This is a genomic window from Massilia sp. TWR1-2-2, assembly GCF_049897565.1.
GTDB lineage: Bacteria > Pseudomonadota > Gammaproteobacteria > Burkholderiales > Burkholderiaceae_D > JAFCUW01.
Genome location: NZ_JAFCWM010000003.1, coordinates 200,381 through 221,404, shown reverse-complemented (window position 1 = coordinate 221,404; position 21,024 = coordinate 200,381). Strand labels below are relative to the sequence as shown.

Annotated in this window: 21 protein-coding genes and 1 pseudogene; 10 read left to right on the top strand and 12 right to left on the bottom strand. The window is 63.3% G+C overall.

Going from position 1 to position 21,024, the window contains the following annotated elements; all coding sequences use genetic code 11:
* Window positions 1-113: 113 nt before the first annotated feature.
* Genes ACP7DD_RS04600 through ACP7DD_RS04590 form a run of 3 tightly spaced genes read right to left on the bottom strand, consistent with a single transcriptional unit; the run spans window position 114 to window position 1,867 of the window.
* Window positions 114-545: a hypothetical protein gene (locus ACP7DD_RS04600; RefSeq protein ID WP_426173524.1), complete on the bottom strand. Its 432-nt coding sequence runs from the start codon at window positions 543-545 to the stop codon at window positions 114-116.
* 60 nt (window positions 546-605) lie between these two features.
* Window positions 606-1,445 carry a hypothetical protein gene (locus ACP7DD_RS04595; protein WP_426173523.1) on the bottom strand — a complete coding sequence of 280 codons (840 nt, stop codon included), beginning with the start codon at window positions 1,443-1,445 and terminating at the stop codon, window positions 606-608.
* Entirely contained in the window at window positions 1,442-1,867 is a 426-nt protein-coding gene (locus ACP7DD_RS04590; RefSeq protein ID WP_426173522.1) for a hypothetical protein, read from the bottom strand. Before ACP7DD_RS04590 ends, ACP7DD_RS04595 begins: the two co-directional genes overlap by 4 nt.
* A gap of 108 nt (window positions 1,868-1,975) precedes the next feature.
* Between ACP7DD_RS04590 and ACP7DD_RS04585 the strand changes: the two are divergent.
* From ACP7DD_RS04585 to ACP7DD_RS04575, 3 genes and pseudogenes are all read left to right on the top strand, one after another.
* Window positions 1,976-2,068 (top strand): annotated as a pseudogene (locus ACP7DD_RS04585) (hypothetical protein); the annotation flags it as partial.
* 52 nt (window positions 2,069-2,120) lie between these two features.
* Window positions 2,121-2,585, top strand: a complete 465-nt coding sequence (locus tag ACP7DD_RS04580) for a DUF494 family protein (RefSeq protein ID WP_099788251.1) — start codon at window positions 2,121-2,123, stop codon at window positions 2,583-2,585.
* A gap of 348 nt (window positions 2,586-2,933) precedes the next feature.
* On the top strand, window positions 2,934-5,603 hold the full coding sequence (locus tag ACP7DD_RS04575; protein WP_426173520.1) for a DNA topoisomerase III: 2,670 nt from the start codon (window positions 2,934-2,936) through the stop codon (window positions 5,601-5,603).
* Between the two features lie 159 nt (window positions 5,604-5,762).
* Here ACP7DD_RS04575 and ACP7DD_RS04570 read toward each other — a convergent pair whose 3' ends face one another.
* The 4 genes from ACP7DD_RS04570 to petA form a co-directional block, all read right to left on the bottom strand.
* Window positions 5,763-5,975 carry an addiction module protein gene (locus ACP7DD_RS04570; RefSeq protein WP_426173519.1) on the bottom strand — a complete coding sequence of 71 codons (213 nt, stop codon included), beginning with the start codon at window positions 5,973-5,975 and terminating at the stop codon, window positions 5,763-5,765.
* 45 nt (window positions 5,976-6,020) lie between these two features.
* Entirely contained in the window at window positions 6,021-9,590 is a 3,570-nt protein-coding gene (locus ACP7DD_RS04565) for a M1 family aminopeptidase (protein WP_426173518.1), read from the bottom strand.
* Window positions 9,591-9,598: 8 nt separating this feature from the next.
* Window positions 9,599-10,489 carry an ABC transporter ATP-binding protein gene (locus tag ACP7DD_RS04560; protein WP_426173517.1) on the bottom strand — a complete coding sequence of 297 codons (891 nt, stop codon included), beginning with the start codon at window positions 10,487-10,489 and terminating at the stop codon, window positions 9,599-9,601.
* Between the two features lie 247 nt (window positions 10,490-10,736).
* Complete coding sequence (gene petA / locus ACP7DD_RS04555) at window positions 10,737-11,333, bottom strand: ubiquinol-cytochrome c reductase iron-sulfur subunit (RefSeq protein ID WP_426173516.1); 597 nt, start codon at window positions 11,331-11,333, stop codon at window positions 10,737-10,739.
* A gap of 112 nt (window positions 11,334-11,445) precedes the next feature.
* On the opposite strand from petA, the gene ACP7DD_RS04550 reads away from it, so the two are divergent.
* Both ACP7DD_RS04550 and coq7 read left to right on the top strand, forming a co-directional pair.
* Window positions 11,446-11,919: a hypothetical protein gene (locus ACP7DD_RS04550; protein ID WP_426173515.1), complete on the top strand. Its 474-nt coding sequence runs from the start codon at window positions 11,446-11,448 to the stop codon at window positions 11,917-11,919.
* A 31-nt stretch (window positions 11,920-11,950) separates the two neighbouring features.
* Complete coding sequence (coq7, locus tag ACP7DD_RS04545; RefSeq protein ID WP_426173514.1) at window positions 11,951-12,595, top strand: 2-polyprenyl-3-methyl-6-methoxy-1,4-benzoquinone monooxygenase; 645 nt, start codon at window positions 11,951-11,953, stop codon at window positions 12,593-12,595.
* A gap of 37 nt (window positions 12,596-12,632) precedes the next feature.
* Here the strand turns inward: coq7 and ACP7DD_RS04540 are convergent, their stop codons facing one another.
* Genes ACP7DD_RS04540 through ACP7DD_RS04525 form a run of 4 tightly spaced genes read right to left on the bottom strand, consistent with a single transcriptional unit; the run spans window position 12,633 to window position 16,495 of the window.
* Window positions 12,633-13,085, bottom strand: coding sequence for an OsmC family protein (locus ACP7DD_RS04540; RefSeq protein WP_426173513.1), 453 nt, complete (start codon window positions 13,083-13,085; stop codon window positions 12,633-12,635).
* A gap of 42 nt (window positions 13,086-13,127) precedes the next feature.
* Window positions 13,128-14,312: an ABC transporter permease gene (locus ACP7DD_RS04535; protein WP_426173512.1), complete on the bottom strand. Its 1,185-nt coding sequence runs from the start codon at window positions 14,310-14,312 to the stop codon at window positions 13,128-13,130.
* Window positions 14,309-15,043, bottom strand: a complete 735-nt coding sequence (locus ACP7DD_RS04530) for an ATP-binding cassette domain-containing protein (RefSeq protein ID WP_099788242.1) — start codon at window positions 15,041-15,043, stop codon at window positions 14,309-14,311. The genes ACP7DD_RS04535 and ACP7DD_RS04530 overlap by 4 nt, the downstream gene beginning before the upstream one ends.
* Window positions 15,044-15,058: 15 nt before the next feature.
* Window positions 15,059-16,495, bottom strand: a complete 1,437-nt coding sequence (locus tag ACP7DD_RS04525; protein ID WP_426173511.1) for an alpha/beta fold hydrolase — start codon at window positions 16,493-16,495, stop codon at window positions 15,059-15,061.
* Between the two features lie 273 nt (window positions 16,496-16,768).
* Here ACP7DD_RS04525 and rplM point away from each other — a divergent pair, with 273 nt between their 5' ends.
* From rplM to erpA, 5 genes are all read left to right on the top strand, one after another.
* On the top strand, window positions 16,769-17,197 hold the full coding sequence (gene rplM / locus ACP7DD_RS04520) for a 50S ribosomal protein L13 (RefSeq protein WP_099788240.1): 429 nt from the start codon (window positions 16,769-16,771) through the stop codon (window positions 17,195-17,197).
* Window positions 17,198-17,206: 9 nt separating this feature from the next.
* Entirely contained in the window at window positions 17,207-17,599 is a 393-nt protein-coding gene (gene rpsI / locus ACP7DD_RS04515) for a 30S ribosomal protein S9 (RefSeq protein WP_426173510.1), read from the top strand.
* A 210-nt stretch (window positions 17,600-17,809) separates the two neighbouring features.
* The gene (gene argC, locus ACP7DD_RS04510; protein WP_426173509.1) at window positions 17,810-18,847 is read left to right on the top strand and encodes an N-acetyl-gamma-glutamyl-phosphate reductase; all 1,038 of its coding nucleotides are present in this window, start codon (window positions 17,810-17,812) and stop codon (window positions 18,845-18,847) included.
* 165 nt (window positions 18,848-19,012) lie between these two features.
* Window positions 19,013-19,411, top strand: coding sequence for a bactofilin family protein (locus tag ACP7DD_RS04505; RefSeq protein ID WP_426173508.1), 399 nt, complete (start codon window positions 19,013-19,015; stop codon window positions 19,409-19,411).
* Between the two features lie 52 nt (window positions 19,412-19,463).
* Window positions 19,464-19,826 carry an iron-sulfur cluster insertion protein ErpA gene (erpA, locus tag ACP7DD_RS04500; RefSeq protein WP_099788236.1) on the top strand — a complete coding sequence of 121 codons (363 nt, stop codon included), beginning with the start codon at window positions 19,464-19,466 and terminating at the stop codon, window positions 19,824-19,826.
* Between the two features lie 35 nt (window positions 19,827-19,861).
* Here the strand turns inward: erpA and ACP7DD_RS04495 are convergent, their stop codons facing one another.
* On the bottom strand, window positions 19,862-20,965 hold the full coding sequence (locus ACP7DD_RS04495) for an anhydro-N-acetylmuramic acid kinase (RefSeq protein WP_426173507.1): 1,104 nt from the start codon (window positions 20,963-20,965) through the stop codon (window positions 19,862-19,864).
* Between the last annotated feature and the right edge of the window lie 59 nt (window positions 20,966-21,024).

Genomic DNA, 21,024 nt, shown 5'->3' with positions numbered 1-21,024 from the left:
CAATACGCCGATACCTCAGGACTACTGTCGACTTGTCTTTATAGCGCCGCAAAAATTTGCGTCGGCCTGTGTAGATGCACTACCCACAGGCCAAGGGTGCGTCGGCGTAGGTGCTACAGTTGCTTTGGTCCGTAGCTGGCGATCAGTTCGGCGCGCACCTCGCGCCAGTGGTCGATCAGGTCAGTTTTGTCCAGTTCGTCAGCGTCACCGATAAAAATAGCGTCGATCGCAGCGACGTAGGCGGTGGTCTTCTGCCTGAGCGAGCGGTGGATCAGCGACGTGACGACGCTGTAGGGGTCGTCCGCCGCGTTCTCTGGCGGCACAAGCAGCGGGTGTTGGGCGAATTCGGCCGGGTGGGCAGTGGCGAGCATGCGCAGCGCGATGTCGCCGATCCGCTGGCAAAACGCAAGGTAGCCGCCTGACTCGACGTCGCGCAAGTCCCAGTTGACCCAAGTGGGCCTGCCGCCGCCGTCGTTGCGATTCATGGTCAGTGAAACGCGTCCGTCGTTGACGTTTAATCCGAGATGAAGTTTCGGTTCTTTCATGGTTGCTCTCCGTGCTAGTCTGTGGCGCCAGCGAGGCCGCTGGCGTGTTTCGTGGATGTGCTACGGTGCGACATGTGCTCCATTGTCCGTCACTTCCCGCGCTGTTTTGAGGCAGGCAGTGTTGCGGGCAGCTGCTTTCCGGAAGCAATTGTCGTAGCTGCGCGAATCATTGAATGAGCCGCGCATTGCCTTGCACGTGTCGAAGTCATTCTCGTATTGCTTGTTGCACAGTTCTGCGATCTGTTCAAGCGTTTTTCCCGACAAGGAGAAGTCATTGCCCCTGTCCCAGTCTTCTTGTGGGATTTGCCCCGCCGAACAGAAGATCGAGGCAATATTGCACATCGCTTGCGGGAACCATGGCGTGCGGCCTGGTAGCTGCTGCGGTTCGCCACCGATCACCGGCAGGCCGCCTCGGCCGCTACATTCAATTGTCCGCGCGTTGATCGGCCGGCAGCCGACTGTTTCGGTTTCTTCCTGCTGCTCTGGACGCTGGCCTGTGATGACGACCACCTGACAGATGTTTTGGCCGGCGGAGTTGAGGCACGGGTCACCATCGCCATTGTCGTTCCCGGGCGGGTATTCGCAGTTGAACTGGCAATCGTTGGTCGCAGGGGTGGCCGGGATCGGATCGTCGGTCCCACCGCCACCGTCACCTCCGCCGCTCTCGTAGCTGCCGCCGACGCAATCGTAGCTGCCTTCGTCGTCGTAGCTGCAAGCGATGCCGCCGCCACCGCCGCTGCCGGCGTCAACCAGATTGGCGGTGGCGCCAACGCGCACCGAGGTTTGACCTGGCCGCGGCGCATACGACACCTCCATTCGGTTGAAGTGTTTCACCTGCTTTCGCGTGCGCGCGAGGAAGTGGGCGACAAGGTAGCGGATGCGCTTGGGCTCTACCTTCACGCCCGGCGTGATCTTGAAGGTAAGGAAAGGCTCGCCCTTTGGCCTCGACGCGCGCCGACCTCGATGTCCTTCATCAAGGCGACAGGTGCGATCGGCGCGCAGGCGACCATGTGGCGGCTAGGGGAGCACAGGCTGTAGTATTTATCCCCCTTGGCGATCCAGCTTGGGGATTTGGCAACTAGGCTGGTTGGAATCACCTGGCTGACCTTGCCCGCCTGGCTTGGCAGACGCAGCACCCTCGCCGCCGCAGGCATACTTTTCTTGGCGGGAGTTGTCACTATGGGCGCCGGCTTACTGTTGATGGCGACCGGCGCTGGGGGCGCTGTCAACGTGACGCTTTTGGTGGGAGGAGCGGCGCGGGCCGGTGTGCAGAGGCTGGCGCACAGCGCGGCCATGATTAATGTGGAACGGGACGTTTTCACGGTCAGACCTTTCAAGTGTCAAAAGACCAACTTACATTATCGTTTGGTCAATATTTCACCTTGCGGCCGGTCATGATTTGTTGATCCAGGTCTACCTGCACCACCGCGCCCGGGCAACTCAGCCTTGTCTTGATCGAGCTGAAGCTGGCCGGCGAGGTCGAGCGTTCGCCGGGTGGATTGTTTCACCGCATCAAACGTTGACCCGGTATGTGCGGTACTTGGCCCCAGCGGACTTAACTGATAGAGTAGAGCCATGTTCGATATCCTTGTCTACCTCTACGAAACCTACTACCGTCCGGACGCCTGTCCCGAGCCGGAAGCGTTGGCACGCAAGCTGTCGGCGGTCGGTTTTGACGATGTCGAAATTTCCGAGGCACTGGTGTGGCTGACCGACCTGACCGAAATGGCCGGCGCCGAGCATGGCGACGTGGTGGCCTCGACCGGCACGCGTTTTTATGTCGCGCAGGAACTCGACGTCCTCGGCAGTGGTGCGGTCGGCTTCATCTCCTTTCTCGAGAGCGCCAAGGTGCTCAGCGCGCTGCAGCGTGAAATCGTCATCGAGCGCGCGCTGGCGCTGGGCGAGTCGCCCGTCAGCCTGGGCAAGCTGAAGATCATCGTGCTGATGCTGCTGTGGAGCCAGGGCAAGGAGCCGGACGCGCTGATGTTCGACGACCTGTTCGGCTCCGACGACGAGCAGACGCCGCGCCTGCTGCACTAATATTGCCGCGCCACGGCGCCCCCCGAAGCACTCGTCACCATCAACGTCGTTCCTGCCACTGGCAGAAACGACTTCCCGCGTAGGCGGGAACCCCTGCGGAGACCGCATTCCCCGTACCAGCAACTATTCCGCATACTTAGCATGGATTCCGCCTTCGCGGGAACGACGGATATTAGGTCGGTGGGGGAATCAAGCAGAGGCCCCTTGCGAATTTCATCGCAACACGCTTATCATTGGCCGCACATTTTCATTGTTTCCGGATAGATATCAGGATTGCAATTGCATCCCCTTCGGCCAAGCCATGTATCATGCGCCTGCCGAACCACTTTATAAGTACGCCAAAACCAAATGACAAAAACCCTCATCATCGCCGAGAAGCCCTCTGTCGCGAACGATATCGCCAAGACGCTGGGCGGCTTCACCAAGCACGATGAGTACTTCGAATCCGACCAGTACGTGCTGTCGTCGGCGGTCGGCCACCTGCTCGAAATCGCCGTGCCGGAAGAGCACGACGTCAAGCGCGGCAAATGGAGCTTCGCCCACCTGCCGATGATTCCGCCTTACTTCGCACTCAATCCGATCGCCAAGACCGAGGCGCGCCTGAAGGTGCTGAACAGACTGATCAAGCGCAAGGACGTCTCCGCCCTGATCAACGCCTGCGATGCCGGGCGCGAGGGTGAGCTGATCTTTCGCCTGATCCAGCAAAACGCCAAGGCCAAGCAGCCGGTCAAGCGGCTGTGGCTGCAGTCGATGACGGCGAATGCGATTCGCGAAGGCTTCACCAAGCTGCGCAGCGACGAAGAGATGCTGCCGCTGGCCGATGCCGCGCGTTGCCGCTCGGAAGCGGACTGGCTGATCGGCATCAACGGCACCCGCGCGATGACGGCGTTCAACTCGAAAGAGGGTGGCTTCTACCTGACCACGGTCGGCCGCGTGCAGACGCCGACCTTGTCGATCGTTGCCGAGCGCGAAGAAAAGATCAAGAAATTCATCTCGCGCGATTACTGGGAAGTGCGCGCCGAGTTCGTCTGCGCGGCCGGCATCTACGAAGGCCGCTGGCTCGACCAGTCGTTTAAAAAGGACGAGAACGACCCGGAGAAGCGCCCGGAGCGCCTGTGGAGCAAGGTCGCCGCCGACACCATCGCGATGGCTTGCAAGGGCCGCCAGGGCAATGTCACCGAAGAAAGCAAGCCGACGACCTCGATGGCGCCGGCGCTGTTCGACCTGACCAGCCTGCAGCGCGAGGCGAACGGCCGCTTTGGCTTTTCGGCCAAGAACACGCTCGGCCTGGCCCAGGCGCTGTACGAAAAGCACAAGGTGCTGACGTACCCTCGTACCGATTCGCGCCACCTGCCGGAAGACTACATCGCCACCGTCAAGGAAACGATGGGCGTGCTGGCGGAGAACAACAACTACCACCAGTTCGCCAAGCAGATCAGCGACAAGGGCTGGGTCAAGCCGAACAAGCGCATTTTCGACAACACCAAGATCTCGGACCACTTCGCGATCATTCCGACCAACGTGGCGCCGAAGAACCTGTCGGAGCCGGAACAGAAGCTGTACGACCTGGTGACGCGCCGCTTCATGGCGGTGTTTTTCCCGCCGGCCGAGTTCCAGGTCACCACCCGCTACACCGAAGTGTCGGGCCATCAGTTCAAGACTGAAGGCAAGGTCATGACCAATCCGGGCTGGCTGGCGATCTACGGCAAGGAAGCGTCGACCGACGCCGACAAGGACGACAGCACCGGCGGCAACCTGGTGCCGGTCGCCAAGGGCGAGAAAGTGCTGACCGAAAAAGTTACCGCCAACGGCCTGGTCACCAAGCCGCCGGCGCGCTACACGGAGGCAACGCTGCTGTCGGCAATGGAAGGCGCCGGCAAGCTGATCGACGACGACGAGCTGCGCGATGCGATGGCCGGCAAGGGCCTGGGCACGCCGGCAACGCGCGCCGCGATCATCGAGGGCCTGCTCGGCGAGCGCTACCTGCTGCGCGAAGGGCGCGAACTGATGCCGACGGCCAAGGCGGCGCAACTGATGACCCTGCTGCGCGGGCTCGGCGTCAATGAACTGACCGCGCCGGAACTGACCGGCGAGTGGGAATACAAGCTGTCGCAAATGGAGAAGGGCAAAATCTCACGCGAAGAATTCATGCGCGAAATTGCCCAGATGACGCAGATCATCGTCAAGCGCGCCAAGGAATACAACAACGACACGATCCCAGGCGACTACACGACGTTGACGACGCCTTGCCCGAATTGCGGCGGCGTGGTCAAGGAAAACTACCGCCGTTTCGCCTGCACCAAGTGCGAATTTAACATGAGCAAGACGCCGGGCAGCCGCCAGTTCGAAATTGCCGAAGTTGAAGAGTTGCTGAAGAACCGCACGATCGGTCCGATGCAGGGCTTCCGCTCGAAGATGGGGCGGCCGTTCGCGGCCATCTTGCGCATCGTGCGCGACGAGGACATCGACAACTTCAAGCTCGAGTTCGATTTCGGCCAGAACGACGAAGAAGGCGAAAACGGCGAGGGCGTCGATTTCACCGGCCAGACGGCGTTAGGTCCGTGCCCGAAGTGCAATGCCGGCGTGTTCGAAATGGGCCTGGCGTACGTGTGCGAGCACAGCGTTGCCAAGCCGAAGACGTGCGACTTCCGCAGTGGCCGCATCATCTTGCAGCAGGAAATCTTGCCGGAGCAGATGGCCAAGTTGCTCAACGAGGGCAAGACCGACTTGCTGCCTGGCTTCGTGTCGCAGCGTACGCGCCGTCCGTTCAAGGCCTTCCTGGTGAAGGGCAAGGACGGCAAGATCAGCTTCGAATTTGAGCCGCGCAAAGCCAAGGCGCCTGCGAAAGGCAAAGCCGCGGCTGTGCCGGACGCGGCGGAAGACGCGGAACAGACTGGCGTGGTCAAGCCGGCGGCGAAGAAAGCGGCGGCCAAGAAGGCGCCCGCCGCGAAAGCTGCGGCGAAGAAACCTGCAGCGAAGAAGGCGCCGGCCAAGCGCGCCGTCGCCGCCAAGAAGTAACCGCCGACCAGCGACCCTTCGGCATGTCATCCGCGCGCAAGCGGGGATTGCATTTCGTCGAACAAGGTTGCTTGTGCTTATCGCAATAAAAAAAACCGCGTGCCTTTGCAGGACGCGGTTTTTTTATGTTACCGGCGCAATGGTGGCGCCGTTAAGCTCTTACTCTTGCCATTCTTCCTGCAGCGCGCGGATCGCGGCTTCGCCGTTGCGAATGGCCTTGACCCGGTGCACGATCTCGTTGCGCCAGGCTTCGTCGGCGTCCGCATCGTCCGCACCCTCGATGTCAAGCAGCAGTAAGCGCAGCAGGTCGTTCTTCTCCGCACTGCTCAAAAGCTGAATTTTGCCGGCAATTTCGGCAACAACTGTGGACATGGCTAACTCCCTGAGTATTTTTTGTTTTTTACTTCTTTCCTAAGTCTAACGCATTTCCACGTCAATCAGGTTGTCTGTGGGCTTCCGATCAATTAATTTATTATCGGGGTCGATGCCGGCCCTGGCAGGCCGTCCAGCGACCACCATCGTCACCGTCAAGTGCTTGCCCTCGACCAGGCGGCGCTCGCGCAGCAAGGGATTGCCGTCCTTGTCGTCGACGCCGAATTCGACCATGTCCTTCAGCGCGGCATCTTTCTCGTCGCCGGCGGCGCCGACCCGGACCTTGCCGGCGGTGGCGGTCAAGGTCACGTCGTAGCGGCCGTCGGCGCGCTTCTTCGCCGTCGCCAGGGTGGCGCGGTTCTCGTACAGCACCACCGATTCGAACAGGTCGTCGATCAGGTAAGCAAGCTCGGGCGGGGTGACGGCGCGCAACGCCGTGGTCAGCATCGTCACGTTCGGATACGGCGCGCCGTGGAAGGCGTTGCGCACCAGCAGCTCGTGCAGCACGCCGTTGATCTTGTCGGCGCCGACCAGGTCCTGCAGCAGGTACATCGCCAGGCTGCCCTTGCGGTAATGGATGTAGCGCTGGTCCTCGTTCATCACCAGCGACTGCTCGCGCTGGTTGTCCATCGCGCGCCCGCGCAGGTACTGGTCGAGGTTGTAGCGCAGGAAGCGCCGCATCTTGGCCGGGCCGACCGCCTTCTTCATCACCATCAGGGCGGTGTACTCGGCCAGCGTCTCGCTCAGCACGGTGCTGCCGCGGGTGTTGGCGCCTACCAACTGGTGGCCCCACCACTGGTGCGCCACTTCGTGCGCGGTGACGTAAAACGGGTAGTCGATGTCCTTCGGGTTGTTGTCGTCAACGCGGGCGATGAAGCCGACGCTTTCCGAAAACGGGATGGTGTTCGGGAACGATTGCGCGAACTGGCCGTAGCGCGGGAACTCGACGATGCGCAGCACCTTGTGCTGGTACGGGCTGAAGTTGGACGCGCCGTAATCGAGCGCGGCGCGCACGCCGCCGACGATGCGGTCGAGGTTGAAGTCGTGGCCCGGATGGTAATACACGTCGATCGTCACGTCCTGCCAGCGCTCGTGACGCACTTCGTAGCGGGCCGACTGGAACGCATAGAAATTGAGGATCGGCTGGTCCATCTTGTAGTGGAAATAGCGGCGGCCCTTGTCGATCCATTCCTTCTCCAGGGTGCCTGGGGCGATCGCGATCTGGTCGGGGCTGGTGCTGACGACGGCGTCGAAATTGATCCAGTCGGCATCGCTCGCAACGTAATTGTTGGCCGCGCCCGCCGGGTCTGCCGCGGCCGGCAAGTTCTTGCGCGGCTTCAGGCCTTGGCGCTTGCGGTCGCGCGGGTCGCGCAGTTCGATGCTGGCCTGGTAGCCGATGCGCGGCAAGGCGTCGTTGTTAAAGAACGTGCCGTTGGCGAGCACCGGCGTGTCCATGCCGATGCCCAGAATGCCGTTCGGTTCCTGGGCGACGTCGAACGCGAGTGCCATGCGCTGGCCTGGCTGCAGCGCGCTTTGCAGGCGGTAGGCGTAGAAGCCGCGCGTCTTGTCGGCCAGCAGCAGGCGGGCGTCGCTGCCCATGTTCAGCTTGACGGTGCTCTCGGGGCGCTGGTGCAGGAAAATTTCGACGATCGGCACGGCGCTGCGGTTTTCCAGCTGGTACACGCCTTTCACGCGCAAGCTGCGCCGTTCCGGCACGATGTCGACCTGCAAGCTGACGTCGGTCACGCGCGGCTGCGCCAGCGCGGCGAAGCGCTTGTAGCGCTTCTCGTATTCGGCGCGCGCCTTGTCCTTCTGCGACAAAGTCTGGTAGTCGTTGGCAACGTGCAGGTTGTAATACAGCACGCCGCCGGCGCCGCCGAAGATGGCCAGGCCGAGCACGAAGGTCGCCAGCGCCGGCACGCTCAGGTTGTGGCGCGCCAGTTGCAGGCGGCTGCCGAGTTCGGCGTTGTAGCCGCGCGGCCAGAACAAATGCGCCAGCGCCATCAGCATCAGCGCGGCGCCCGACCAATACAGCATGAACCAGCGTTCGCGCGGCAGGTAGTGGCCCCAGCCATTCATGGCCGAATACAGGAACGACGGCGACTCGCCGTAGACGATCATCGGATGGTCGAAGCCAAGCGTGCCGGCCATCACGGTTGCAATGAAGTACAGCCCCATCGCGAAGTAGGCGAGAAATTTCTGGTTGATCAGCACCTGCAGCGCGATTGCCAGTACCGCCACCAGCGCGTACTGCGGCAGCTTGATCAAAAACAGCGTCTGCAGGTACAGGCCCGGTTCCAGCGCGAAATAGCCCTTGAACATCTGGATCAGCATGCCGCACACCATCGCCAGCAGCAGCATCACCGCCTGCAGCGCAATCAGGCTGAGCGTCTTGGCCACCAGCGGTAGCCAGCCCGGCACCGGCATCGCGTCGAGCATCTGGGCAACGCGCGCCTCGCGCTCTCGCCAGATCAGTTCGCCCGCGTAGAAGGTTGTCACGATCAGCATGAACAGCGGATACGTCTCGCCGATCAGTTCGAGCACCTGGTAGGTGACCGGGTAGGTATTGGTGCCGTACAGCGAGCCGAGGCTGAGCGAACCGGCAAACAGCGCCAGCACGCCGGCCAGCGCGATGACGACGAAGTAGATGTTCTTGAGCGACTCGCGCAGGTTCAGCCATATCGAGCGCAGCAGCAGCAAGGCCATGCTGCGGCCGGCGAAATCGGGCGGCTCGCGGGTGCTGACCGCCGTGCTCGACAAGACCTGCGCGGTCTCGCCTTCAGGACGGTTGGCGGCGCGGCTGTCGAGCGTGCCGACAAAGTGGAAGCGCCAGTAGCCCAGCAGCAGCACCGCCAGCGCGAAGCCGGACCAGACCAGGCGGTTGATCAGGTAGACGCTGTCGAATTCGATGGCGCGGGTGTTGCGCTCGGCCGTGGTCCAGTATTCGGTCATGCGGATCAGCGCGGTGGTGCCGAACGGGTCCATCAGCGCGGCCAGCGTCTTGTAGTCGAGGTCGCGCGCGAGCTGGGGCGCGACGATGTAGCCGATCATCATCACCACGCTGGCGACGTAGACCGGCAGCATGCGCCGGGTCAGCGCGGCGAGCACGAAGAACAAGGCGCCGAAGATGAACAGGTTCGGCAGCAGCGTGAACAGGTAAGGGCGCAGGTACATCGACGCCACGGTCGGGCCCAGCCGGTCGGGCTCGACGCCGGGAATGTAGATGCCGAGCCAGGCGCCCAGCACGATGCTGGAAAACACCACCGCCAACGTCAGGTAGGCGCCGAGGAAGCGGCCGAACACATACTGGTACTTGCGGATCGGCGCACTGAAGAAGAAATGGTGCATGTCGTATTCGAAGTCCTGCTGCACCGAGCGGCCCATCATGGCGGCCACGACGATGACGCCGAGGCAGCCGAGGAAGGCGACGGTCAGCTCGATCGAGCGCGGCGCATTGATGAACACCTTGCTGCCGAACGAGACGTTAGCGTCCTTGAAGGCGCCGCCGGCGGCCGCCATCCACAGCATCGCCAGCGCCAGGAACATGGCGAAGTAGATCCAGGTCGACAGCAGCTTGAGCCGCTGGCGCGCTTCGAATAGTGCAATTGCCAGCATGGGCGGCCCTAGCAGTTGCTGGCGGCCAAATGGCGCCCGGCAATGGTGGCGAAGTAGACATCCTCGAGGTCGCCGACGGCCGGCTCGAAGCCGTCGCCCGGGTCGCGCTCGGCGTAGACGTGGATCAGCGTGCGGCCGGTCAGCAGGCGCGTCGAGATCACCGCGTGGCGTTGCTGGAACGCGGCCAGTTCATGCTTGGCGACGAAGCGCGCCCAGATCTTGCCGTCGATGTCGTCGATCAGCTTTTGCGGCTCGCCGCACAGCAGCACGTGGCCCTTGTTGATGATCGCCATGTTGGCGCACAAGTCGGCGACATCTGACACGATGTGGGTCGACAGCAGCACCGTCTTGTCGTCGCCGATGTCGGACAGCAAATTGTGAAACCGGACCCGCTCCTGCGGGTCGAGGCCGGCGGTCGGCTCGTCGACGATGATCAGCCTGGGATCGCCCAATAACGCCTGAGCGATCCCAAACCGCTGGCGCATGCCGCCGGAAAAGCCGCCGAGGCGCTGGTGGCGCACTTCGAACAGGTTGGTTTGTTGCAACAGGCCGTCGACGACCTCGCGCCGGCGCGCCTTGTGCACCAGGCCCTTGAGGACGGCGAAATGGTCGAGCAGTTCGTAAGCGGTCACTTTCGGATAGACGCCGAAGTCTTGCGGCAGGTAGCCGAGCAGGCGGCGGATGTCGTCCTTTTCGTCGAGCACGTCGAGGTCGCCGAAGAACACCGAGCCGGAATCGCACTCCTGCAAGGTGGCCAGGGTCCGCATCAAGGTCGACTTGCCGGCACCGTTCGGGCCGAGCAGGCCGAACATCCCCGCCGGGATGGTGAGGGTGACCTTGTCCAGCGCCACGACGCCATTGGCGTAGGTCTTGGACAAATTGCGGATGCGTAACTCCATACTGACTCCTGATCCTGATCTTGATGCGAGCGCGAGCGTACCAGGTGAGCCGACAGGCGCACCTTCGCGATAATTGCATTGTATAAAATTTATGCCGTACCGGGCGGCTCATGCGACAGTCGGCGCTTTGGCTGGCCCAGATTGCATATTTGGCGAAGCGGGGCGCAGTCGTGCCGCGCCCGCGATGCTACGCCAGTGGCGCCGTTTGCGCCCGGTTGGCGTGACGCGGCGTGCTCACGTATTGACGTCAGGTGTTCGCTTCGAGTGGTTCAACGCCGACGACGACGCTGTCGCCGGCGAAGCTGTACGGCGGAATTTCGAGGTTGCGCGGCGCCGGCACGTTGCGGAACACGCGCCCGGCCAGGTCGAAGGTCGAGCCGTGGCAAGGGCAGAAGAAGCCGCCGGGCCATCGCGGGCCGAGGTCGGGCGGCGCCACTTCCGGGCGGAACGCGGGAATGCAGCCGAGGTGGGTGCACACGGCGGTGGCGATGAAAAACTCCGGCCGCGTCGCGCGCGTGGCATTGCGCGCATAAAACGGCTGCTGGTCTTGCTGCGAGGCGGGATCGACCAGCTCGGCGTCGTGGCCGCCAAGGGCGGCAAGCATGGCCGGGGTGCGGTGCAGAATCCAGACCGGGCGCCCGCGCCATTCGACGGTGGCGATGGTGCCCGGCGGCACGCTGGCGAGCGGAACGTCGACCGGGCCGCCGGCGGCGCGCGCGCGCTCGCTCGGCGTCATCGTCGTGACAAACGGGATGGCAACGGCGACCAGGCCGACGGTGCCCACGGCGCTGGTGACGACGCCGAGGAAATGGCGGCGCGGATTGGGGGGAAGTGTCTGGTCCATGGCGTCCTCGCGTGAAGTCGATGCTCTGGCTTGGACAGCGAAAACGGCGTGCTGGTTTAATCCGGCGCGCAGAATCGTCGCCGGCGGCGCCGGAAATGTGGATAATGTCCGCATGGACACTGTGATTCAAGAGAAGGTGCTGGCGGTGGCACGCGCCGCGCGCAACCGGGAGGAGTCGGTGGCGTGGTTCCGTGTTGCGCTGGGGCTGTATTACCTGGCCGGCCTGATGACGTCCGACACCATCGATTTCAAGCAGGTCGACCGCGACTACAACCGTTTCATCTACCAGTCGCTCGGCGGCGGCCACAGCATTGCCAGCGCGCTGCAGTTCATGAGCGGCGAGAAAGTGGTCGCGGTAGTCGATTCGCCGCGCTTCGTCGGCGTGTTCGCCGAGCATTGCCCGGAAGTTCCGGTCGACACCATCGGCTTTTTGCTGTCTCTCAACCTTGGCGTGGCGAAGGACATTTCCAAGCTCGACATCGGCGGCCCGGTGCTGGACTGGATCGAGCGCCAGAAGGCGTCGGCAAAGCCAGCGGAGAACCCGGCCGTCCAGCGCGGCGACCCGGCCGCGTCCGGCACTCTATAATACCTATTTACTTGCTTTTCGCACACATACCATGGCCGCCAATTCTTCCCGCAATCCCCTCGACAACCTGATCGTCGGCTTCGACAAGGCGCTGCGCGTCATTGCGGGCGTGGCCACAGCGACGCGGCCCAATCCTGGCGCCCACGCGCCCGACGCCAACCTCGAAGCGGCCGACCAGCGCCGCAGCGCCGGCCTGATGCGGGTGAACCACGTCGGCGAGGTCTGCGCGCAGGCGCTGTACGATGCACAGGGACGCTTTGCCAAGACCGAGGCCATGCGCGCGCAATTCGAGCAGGCCGGCCGCGAAGAGGAAGATCACCTGGCGTGGACGGCGCAGCGGCTCGCCGAACTGGGCTCGCAGCCGAGCATGCTCAATCCATTGTGGTATGCCGGCGCCTACGCGATGGGGACCGTGGCGGCCCTCTTGGGCGACGCCCGCAGCTTGGGCTTCGTGGTGGAAACGGAGCGCCAGGTCGAAGCGCACCTCGACAGCCACCTGGTGTCGCTGCCGGCGCAAGACAGCAAGTCGCGCGCCATCGTCGAGCAGATGCGCGTTGACGAGGCCGCGCATGGCGCCGCAGCCCAGGCGCTCGGCGCGATCGAGGTGCCGGCGCCGGCGCGCGCGGCGATGACGGTAATGGCGAAAGTCATGACTACCACCGCGTACTACATCTAAATAGTTCGCAGCTCAACCGGGGTCTGATCCGGTGGGGTCAGACCCCGGACCCAGCCGACGTCGATGAATTGACGTCGACGATGTCGAACGAGTGGGTGATCTCGGCGGTCTTGGCCAGCATGATCGACGCCGAGCAGTACTTGTCGTGCGACAGGCTGACCGCGCGTTCGACACTTCCCGGCTTGAGCTTGCTGCCGGTGACGGTGAAGTGGAAGTGGATCTTGGTGAGCACTTTCGGATCGGTATCGGCGCGCTCGGCCTTGAGCGTGACGTCGCAGCCGCGCACGTCTTCACGCCCGCGCTTGAGGATCAGCACCACATCGTAGGCGGTGCAGCCGCCGGTGCCGAGCAACACCATTTCCATCGGCCGCGGCGCCAGGTTGTGGCCACCGCCCTCCGGGGCGCCATCCATGCTGACCATGTGGCCAGAACCGGTTTCGGCGCGAAAACTCATGCCCGACGGGCCGTTCCAGCTGATTTTAACTTCCATTGCGATCCTCAGGTAGTAGTGACGTGCGCCTAATTCTACCGCCTACACCGCCAGCACGTAGCGCTCGCTCTTCATGCGCCAGCTGGCAAACGCCACCGCCACCAGCGCCCACACCATCGAGCTGGCAAACGTCAGCAGGTAGGGCAACACGCCGATCTGGTCGCCCTTGGCGATTTCGCGCAGCAAGGTCTGGTTCGACAGCATCGGCACGCTGTACATCCACGTCGCCGTCTTCAGGTCCATCATCGTCACCGCCAGCCCCGGCACCATCGGCATGAACAGCACGAACGTGAGCATGCTCTGCGCTTCCTTGAACGACTTGGCGTTCATCGCCACCGCGATCTGCAGCGACGAGGCGAACAGCGACAGCGGGATCGACGCCAGGCTCACCAGTAACAGGTCGAGCGTGGTAACGCGCCAGGCCATGCCGATTTCCTCCAGCGGCAGCCAGCTCATGATGGCGTGCGCGAGGAACAGTTCGAGCGTGATGCCGATGATGGCCAGGCTGGCGGCGGCGAGCCACTTGCCGACTACCAGTTCCCAGCTGTGCGCCGGCTGCGACATCAGCACTTCGAGCGAGCGCCGTTCGCGTTCGCCGGCGGTGCTGTCGACCGCGGCCGACAAGCCGCAGATGACGGCGGGGAAGAACAGGAAGCCGAGGATGCCGCCGATCAGGCCGGCCGAGCGCGCCGCCGTGGTGCCGGTGTCGTAGCGCTGCAATTTGACCGGTGCGACGGTGGCCGGCGACACCCCGTGCGCCAGCAGGCGGGCGCTGGCCACGCCGGAGCCGTAGCTTTGCAGCACGTCTTCGATGTCGCGCTGGCGGCCGCGGTTGTCGGACGCCGAATCGAACCACAGTTCGACCTCGGCCGGGCGCATCGCCTGGTAATTGTCGGCAAACTTGTCGCTGATGCGCAGCACCGCCACCGTCTTCTTGTCGCGCAGCAGGTTCGCTATCTGCTCTTCGTCCATCGGCCCCATCGGCCGCACATTGATGTTCTTGTGCTTGAACTGGGTCATCATGTTCGGCGCCATCGCGGCGTTGATGACGGCCAGCTCGATGCCTTCGCGCTCGGGCCTGGTGGCCTTCTTGATCTGCTGGTGCAGCACCAGACCGAGCATCACCGGGTACATGAATGTAAACAGCGCCAGCAGGCTCAGCGAGCGGCGGTCGCGCAGCGTTTCGCGAAATTCCTTGAGGAACACGATCAGCCATTTTGCCTTCATGCGACGATCCCTTCTTCGGTGCCGACCAGGCTGACAAAGGCGTCTTCCAGGCTGGCGATGCCGGTGCGTTCGCACAGTTGCTGCGGCGAGCCTTGCGCCACGGTGTGGCCTTTGGCGATGACGATGACGTCGTCGCACAAATGCGTGACTTCCTGCATCACGTGAGTGGCCATGATGACGCAGCAGCCGTCACGGCGCAGCTCGGTCAGGGCGGCGCGCAATGCGCGCGTGCTCATCACGTCGAGGCCGCGGCTCGGTTCGTCGAGCAGCAGGTGGCGCGGGCGGTGCAGCAGGGTGCGCGCCAGCGCTACCTTGATGCGCTGGCCCTGCGAGAACCCTTTGGCGCGCCGCTCGAGGATGTCGTTCATGCCGAGCAGATTCGACACTTCATCGATGCGCTGCTGCAGGCTCGGTCCGGCCATGCCGTTCAGCTCGCCAAAATAGACGAGGTATTCGCGCGTGCTGAGGCGATCGTACAGGCCAAACTGGTCGGTCAGAAAGCCGATGTTGCGGCGCACCGCCATGGGATCTTTTTCCGGGTCGACGCCGTCGATGCTGATGCTGCCATGGTCGCGCTTGAGCAGGCCGACCAGCAGCCGCAGCAAGGTGGTCTTGCCGGCGCCGTTAGGGCCCAGCAGCGCGGTGATCTGGCCGTCCTGCGCCTTGAAGCTGACCCCGCCAAGCGCCTGCACGGCGCCAAATTGTTTGCGTACATCCTGCGTTTCGATCATGGTCTGTCCCGGCGGTTACGGTTGCGGTCCGGAGCTGCCGAGCTGAAAGCCCGGCACTGGAATGTCTTTCAGGCACGCTGCCTGTACCGGCGCGGCCGGGTTGTCGAGGAACTCGCGCAGCAGCCGCGGCGTGCAGCCGAGCTGGGCGATGCCATGGCCGGCGTTGGTCACCACCAGGTGCTGGGCGCGCGCCATGTGCTTGCCGGCGGCGTCGGCGCGGCGCGGCGGCGTCACCGGGTCGAGCACGCCTGAGAGCATCAGCACCGGCGCCTCGATCCTGGTCGGCGGCACGAAGGCGACTGGCGCGACGTTGATCGCCTTGCACATCGCCGGCAGGCGCGACAGAACGGGCGCGGTCAGCGCGGAGGCGTCGTCGGCGCGCAAGGCCGGCGTCAGGCGCGGGAAATCTTCGGCGCAGATGACGGCCAGGTGCAGCACCAGCGCGATCGAGCCGTTTGCCGAAAAATCGGCGGCCACGTTGCGGCGCGCCATGAACGGCTCCCAGCGGCCGTTGGCGGCGCTGTGGATCAGGAACGGCAGGCGGCGGCTGTCGGCCGGCGAATACAGGATGCTGTGGATGGTATTGAGAAAGCGGCCGCTGTTCATCGCCAGGGTCAGCGGCTCGGCGGTGCGAGGATCGGCGACGTCGACCTTGATCTTGCCGGAGGCCACCTTGGCGCTGAGGGCGTCGAACTCATGGCGCAATTGCGGGAAGGCGCGCTGGCAGCCGGACTCGGCGGCGCACTGGCGAAACAGCGCGTCGAGCGCGGCCTGGCCGTCGCGCCCGCCGGCGGGAATGACCTGTTCGGGCGCGGCAACGCCGTCGAGCACCATCGCGCGCAACTGCGCCGGGAAGGCGCGCGCGTAGGCCTGGCCGAGGCGGGTGCCGTAGGAGCCGCCGAACAGGTTGATCTTGTCGTAGCCAAGCGCGCGGCGCACCTGGTCGATGTCGCGCGCGGCGTTGGCGGTACCGTAGGCGGCAAAATCGACCTTCATCGCGCCGATGCAGGCGAGCACTTCGGCGTCGAGCTGCTGCTCGGTCATGGCCGCTTCGGTGGCCTTGCCGTCGTCGCAGCTGAGCTTGCCGGAGCGGCCGGTTCCGCGCTGGTCGATGAAGACGATGTCGCGGGTGGCGCGGATGCGGCGGAAGGTATTGTTGAGCAGCGGCAGCACGTCCGAGCCGGCTTCGCCGGGGCCGCCGGCGAGGATGAACAGCGGGTCGGGGCGCGCCGATTCGCGATATGCGGGCGCCACCGTGACGTGCAGGTTGAGCCTGGCGCCGGCGGGACGGGCGTAGTCGAGCGCGACCGGAACGCTGACGCAGCGCAGCGCTTCCTCGACGCCTGGCAGGTGGCAGGAGCGGCCCTGCGGGCCGGCGGCGGCGTGGGCGGCAGTGGTTGACAGCAATAGCAGGCCAAGCAGCGGCGCACCGAGGCAACGTCGAAATGTCACATGAACCCCCAAGGTGAATGCCAAGCAATATTAGAGTGGCACTGTTTCATCGGTCAATCGATCTTGCAGTTTACGGTAAATGGAATGCGGCAACTTAATCCAGGCGGGGCGTATCGCTCGATGCAACAGCGGCGGCCTTGGCGGTTGACGTGTCGGGCCGAAGTGCGCTATGATTGCCGGCTTTCCGTTTGCTCAGGAAAGACAATAAGGCAGAGTCCGCGGGCAGCAAGAGCGGAACCACCATTTGAGCGATTTACATATTAGGAAGTCAACATGAAAACTTTTTCCGCTAAAGGACATGAAGTCCAGCGCGATTGGTTAGTGATTGACGCGACGGATCTGATCCTCGGACGTGTTGCCAGCGAAGTGGCACTCCGACTGCGCGGCAAGCACAAACCTGAATTCACTCCGCACGTCGACACCGGCGATTTCATCGTCGTAATCAATGCAGGCAAACTGCGCGTGACCGGTACCAAGGCCACTGAGAAGACGTATTATCGTCACTCCGGTTACCCAGGTGGTATCTACGAAACCAATTTCCTGAAAATGCAACAGCGTTTTCCGGGTCGCGCGCTCGAAAAAGCGGTCAAGGGCATGCTGCCTAAGGGCCCGCTCGGCTACGCGATGATCAAGAAGCTCAAAGTGTACGCGGAAGGTTCCCATCCGCACGCTGCGCAGCAACCTAAAGCACTCGTTCTCTAAGGAGCTGACATGATCGGTAACTACAATTACGGCACCGGCCGTCGCAAGAGTGCAGTCGCTCGCGTCTTCATCAAAGTTGGCACTGGCCAAATCATCGTCAATGGCAAGCCGGCGACTGATTACTTCTCGCGCGAAACGGCGATGATGGTCATTCGCCAGCCGCTGGAACTGACCGGCAATGTCGAGCGTTTTGACATCAAGATCAACGTTCACGGTGGTGGTGAGTCCGGCCAAGCTGGTGCAGTTCGCCACGGCATCACCCGCGCCCTGATCGACTACGACGCTACGCTGAAGGGCGACCTGGCACGTGCCGGTTTCGTTACTCGCGATGCCCGTGAAGTCGAGCGTAAAAAAGTTGGTCTGCGCAAAGCACGTCGCGCAAAGCAATTCTCGAAGCGTTAATTCGCCTGCTGCGGCGCCTTGCGGCGCTGCGCGAAAAAGCCGCCGGCTGCGAAGCCCGGCGGCTTTTTTTCGCCTATTTATAACATCGGGGTCAGACCTAGGTCTGACCCCGGTGTGTTGTGTGTAACGCGGCGCGCGAATTTTTGCGGGCTGTTAAAATTGCATTCTTGCTTCAGGCAGCACCTTATTCTTATATTTGAAGGAACAGACATGATCAAAGTTGGCATCGTAGGCGGAACCGGGTACACAGGCGTGGAATTGCTGCGATTGCTGTCGGCCCATCCAGATGCGCAACTGATCGCCATCACGTCGCGCAAGGAGGACGGCCTGCCGGTCGCCGACATGTTCCCGTCACTGCGCGGTCATGTCGACCTGGCATTCTCGGCGCCCGACAAGGTCGACCTGGCCAAGTGCGACGTGGTGTTCTTCGCGACCCCGCACGGCGTTGCCATGGCGCAAGCGCCGGCACTGCTGGCCGCCGGCGTCAAGGTCATCGACCTGGCCGCCGACTTCCGCCTGAAAGACCAGGCCGTCTTCGAGAAGTGGTACAAGATCCCGCACACGGCGCCGGAACTGCTGGAGCAGGCGGTATATGGCTTGCCGGAACTCAATCGCGAGGCGATTAAGGCGGCCAAGCTGATCGCTAACCCGGGTTGCTATCCGACCACGATGCAGCTCGGATTCTATCCGCTGCTCAAGGCCGGCCTCGTCGATGCGTCCAGCCTGATCGCCGATGCCAAGTCGGGCGTCTCCGGCGCCGGTCGCAAGGCCGAGATCGGCACGCTGTTCTCGGAGTCGAGCGACAATTTCAAGGCCTATGGCGTGGCCGGCCATCGCCACACGCCAGAAACGTCGGCCCAGCTGCAGCGCTACACCGACGACAAGGTCGGCCTGGTGTTTACGCCGCACCTGGTACCGATGATCCGCGGCATGCATGCGACGCTGTACGCGCGCCTGACCAAGGAAATCAGCAATGACGCACTGCAGGCGTTGTTCGAAAAGCAATACCAGGACGAGCCGTTTGTCGACGTGATGCCGTTCGGCTCGCATCCGGAAACGCGCTCGACGCGCGGCTCGAACATGCTGCGCCTGGCGCTGCATCGCCCGGATGGCTCGGACATGGTGGTTATCCTGGTGGTGCAGGATAACCTGGTCAAAGGCGCCGCCGGCCAGGCAGTGCAGTGTATGAACCTGATGTTCGGCCTGCCGGAATCGACCGGATTGAAGCATATCGCGCTGTTGCCTTAACGCTGGACTAAACGGCTGATCGGCGCTGGCGCGAAGAAATACGCCGGTGGCGACGATCTAGATCAAAGCGGCGGACGTTGGGAACGGTAAATTGATCAACGTCTGATTGAATTTGCAATCAGCATCGATCGCCTCTTGCGATTAGTCACTGCGAGGACAGCCAATATGTTCGGTCGTAACGCCAAAAGTGAAATTGACAGCCTTATCGGCATCTCCGCCCGTATCGAGGGCGACCTGTGCTTTACCGGCGGCTTGCGCATTGACGGCGAAGTGCACGGCAACGTCGTCGCCGCCGACGGCCCCGACAATGTGCTGATCGTGTCCGAGCATGCCCGAATCGAAGGCGAGGTGCGCTGCGCCAACCTGGTGGTCAACGGATACATCGCCGGTTCGGTTTTTGCGTCCGAACTGCTTGAACTTCAGCCGAAAGGCCGCATCATAGGTGATGTCCATTACAAACTGTTGGAAATGCACGGCGGCGCGACCGTCACCGGCAAGCTTACCCATCAGTTGACGGGGGAGCCGGTGTTCCACCTGGCCGTTGCTGAAGCAAGCGAAGCGTGAGAGCCGTCAACAGTCTATAATGGCTCCAATTGTACCCAAGTAGGAGTCACCCATGAATGCAGTAGCCGAAATGCAAGACGTCATCCCGTCGCCGATTATCTTCACCGACAGTGCCGCGCAAAAGGTCGCGCAGCTGATCGAGGAAGAGGGCAATCCGGACCTGAAACTGCGTGTGTTCGTGCAGGGAGGCGGATGCTCGGGCTTCCAGTACGGGTTCACCTTCGACGAAATCGTCAACGAAGACGACACGACGATGGTCAAGAACGGCGTCCAGCTGCTGATCGATTCGATGAGCTACCAGTACCTGGTGGGCGCCGAAATCGACTACAAGGACGACCTCGAAGGCGCCCAGTTCGTCATCAAGAACCCAACCGCCACCTCGACCTGCGGCTGCGGTTCGTCGTTCTCGGCTTAAGTTCCACGCTGCCCTGAGCAGGGCAGCAGTCTTCATTACGCGGGGTAAAGCGCGCCGAGAATCCGGCCGCCCTTTGCCCCGGTCACAGCGGGCAGATTGCCCGCTTTGCGTTGGCAGAAGCGATACGCCAGCCAGGCGAACGCCAGCGCCTCGACGCGGTTCGGCGCCACGCCGAGCACCGCGGTCGACTCCATCGTGACGTTGCTGCCCAGCGCCGCCGCCAGTTCCCGCATCAGTGTGCCGTTGTAGGCGCCGCCCCCGCACACATACACAGCATCGATGTCGCCGGCTTCGCCATGGATCGCGCGCGCGATCGACACCGCCGTCAGCTGCGTCAATGTGGCCTGCACGTCGGCGGCCGGCAGGGCCGGGCTGCGCGCCAGCATCGTGTCGAGCCACTCCATGTGAAACAGGTCGCGGCCGGTGCTCTTTGGCCCGGTAATGGCAAAGTAGGGTTCTGCCAGCAGCACTGCCATCAGCGCCGCATTGGCTCGCCCAGTGGCCGCCCAGGCGCCGTCCTCGTCGTAATCCTTGCCCTGGTGGCGGGCGATCCAGCCGTCCATCAGCACGTTGCCCGGCCCGGTGTCGAAACCGGTGACGGCGCCATCGGCATGCAGCACGCTGATGTTGCCGATGCCGCCGATATTGACCACCACCCGGGTCTGGCCGGGCTTGCCGAACTGGACGTGGTGGTAAGCGGGCACCAGCGGTGCGCCCTGGCCGCCGGCGGCAACGTCGCGGCTGCGGAAGTCGGCAACCACGTCGATGCCGGTCAGTTCGGCCAGCAGTGCCGCATTGATGGTCTGGCGCGTGAAACCGAGCTCCGGCCGGTGGCGAACGGTCTGGCCATGCGCGGCGATGGCGCGCACCGGCCCGCTTGCTGCCGGCAACAACTGCGCCACGCAGGCGGCGTAGGCGGCGGCGATCTGGTTGCCGGCAATCGCCTCGCGCTCGATTTCATTGACGCCCGCCGCTTGCAGCGCCATCAGGCCGGCACGCAATTGCGCGCTGAACGGGACGAAGGCGGCGCCCAAGGTGCGGATGGCGCCGTCGTCGGCGAAGTCGGCCAGCACGCCGTCAACACCGTCCAGGCTGGTGCCGGACATCAGGCCGATATACAGGGAAGAGAGAGTGGTCAATGGTTGGCTCAAAAAAATGGGCGGGAAAGCTGTGCTTTTCCGCCCATGATGGGTGCGCG

Bases quoted from the DNA above. Each gene is read 5' to 3' on its own strand.
- ACP7DD_RS04600 (WP_426173524.1), bottom strand. From the start codon at position 545: ATGAAAGAACCGAAACTTCATCTCGGATTAAACGTCAACGACGGACGC.
- ACP7DD_RS04580 (WP_099788251.1), top strand. From the start codon at position 2,121: ATGTTCGATATCCTTGTCTACCTCTACGAAACCTACTACCGTCCGGAC.
- ACP7DD_RS04575 (WP_426173520.1), top strand. From the start codon at position 2,934: ATGACAAAAACCCTCATCATCGCCGAGAAGCCCTCTGTCGCGAACGAT.
- ACP7DD_RS04570 (WP_426173519.1), bottom strand. From the start codon at position 5,975: ATGTCCACAGTTGTTGCCGAAATTGCCGGCAAAATTCAGCTTTTGAGC.
- ACP7DD_RS04565 (WP_426173518.1), bottom strand. From the start codon at position 9,590: ATGCTGGCAATTGCACTATTCGAAGCGCGCCAGCGGCTCAAGCTGCTG.
- ACP7DD_RS04560 (WP_426173517.1), bottom strand. From the start codon at position 10,489: ATGGAGTTACGCATCCGCAATTTGTCCAAGACCTACGCCAATGGCGTC.
- petA (WP_426173516.1), bottom strand. From the start codon at position 11,333: ATGGACCAGACACTTCCCCCCAATCCGCGCCGCCATTTCCTCGGCGTC.
- ACP7DD_RS04550 (WP_426173515.1), top strand. From the start codon at position 11,446: ATGGACACTGTGATTCAAGAGAAGGTGCTGGCGGTGGCACGCGCCGCG.
- coq7 (WP_426173514.1), top strand. From the start codon at position 11,951: ATGGCCGCCAATTCTTCCCGCAATCCCCTCGACAACCTGATCGTCGGC.
- ACP7DD_RS04540 (WP_426173513.1), bottom strand. From the start codon at position 13,085: ATGGAAGTTAAAATCAGCTGGAACGGCCCGTCGGGCATGAGTTTTCGC.
- ACP7DD_RS04535 (WP_426173512.1), bottom strand. From the start codon at position 14,312: ATGAAGGCAAAATGGCTGATCGTGTTCCTCAAGGAATTTCGCGAAACG.
- ACP7DD_RS04530 (WP_099788242.1), bottom strand. From the start codon at position 15,043: ATGATCGAAACGCAGGATGTACGCAAACAATTTGGCGCCGTGCAGGCG.
- rplM (WP_099788240.1), top strand. From the start codon at position 16,769: ATGAAAACTTTTTCCGCTAAAGGACATGAAGTCCAGCGCGATTGGTTA.
- rpsI (WP_426173510.1), top strand. From the start codon at position 17,207: ATGATCGGTAACTACAATTACGGCACCGGCCGTCGCAAGAGTGCAGTC.
- argC (WP_426173509.1), top strand. From the start codon at position 17,810: ATGATCAAAGTTGGCATCGTAGGCGGAACCGGGTACACAGGCGTGGAA.
- ACP7DD_RS04505 (WP_426173508.1), top strand. From the start codon at position 19,013: ATGTTCGGTCGTAACGCCAAAAGTGAAATTGACAGCCTTATCGGCATC.
- erpA (WP_099788236.1), top strand. From the start codon at position 19,464: ATGAATGCAGTAGCCGAAATGCAAGACGTCATCCCGTCGCCGATTATC.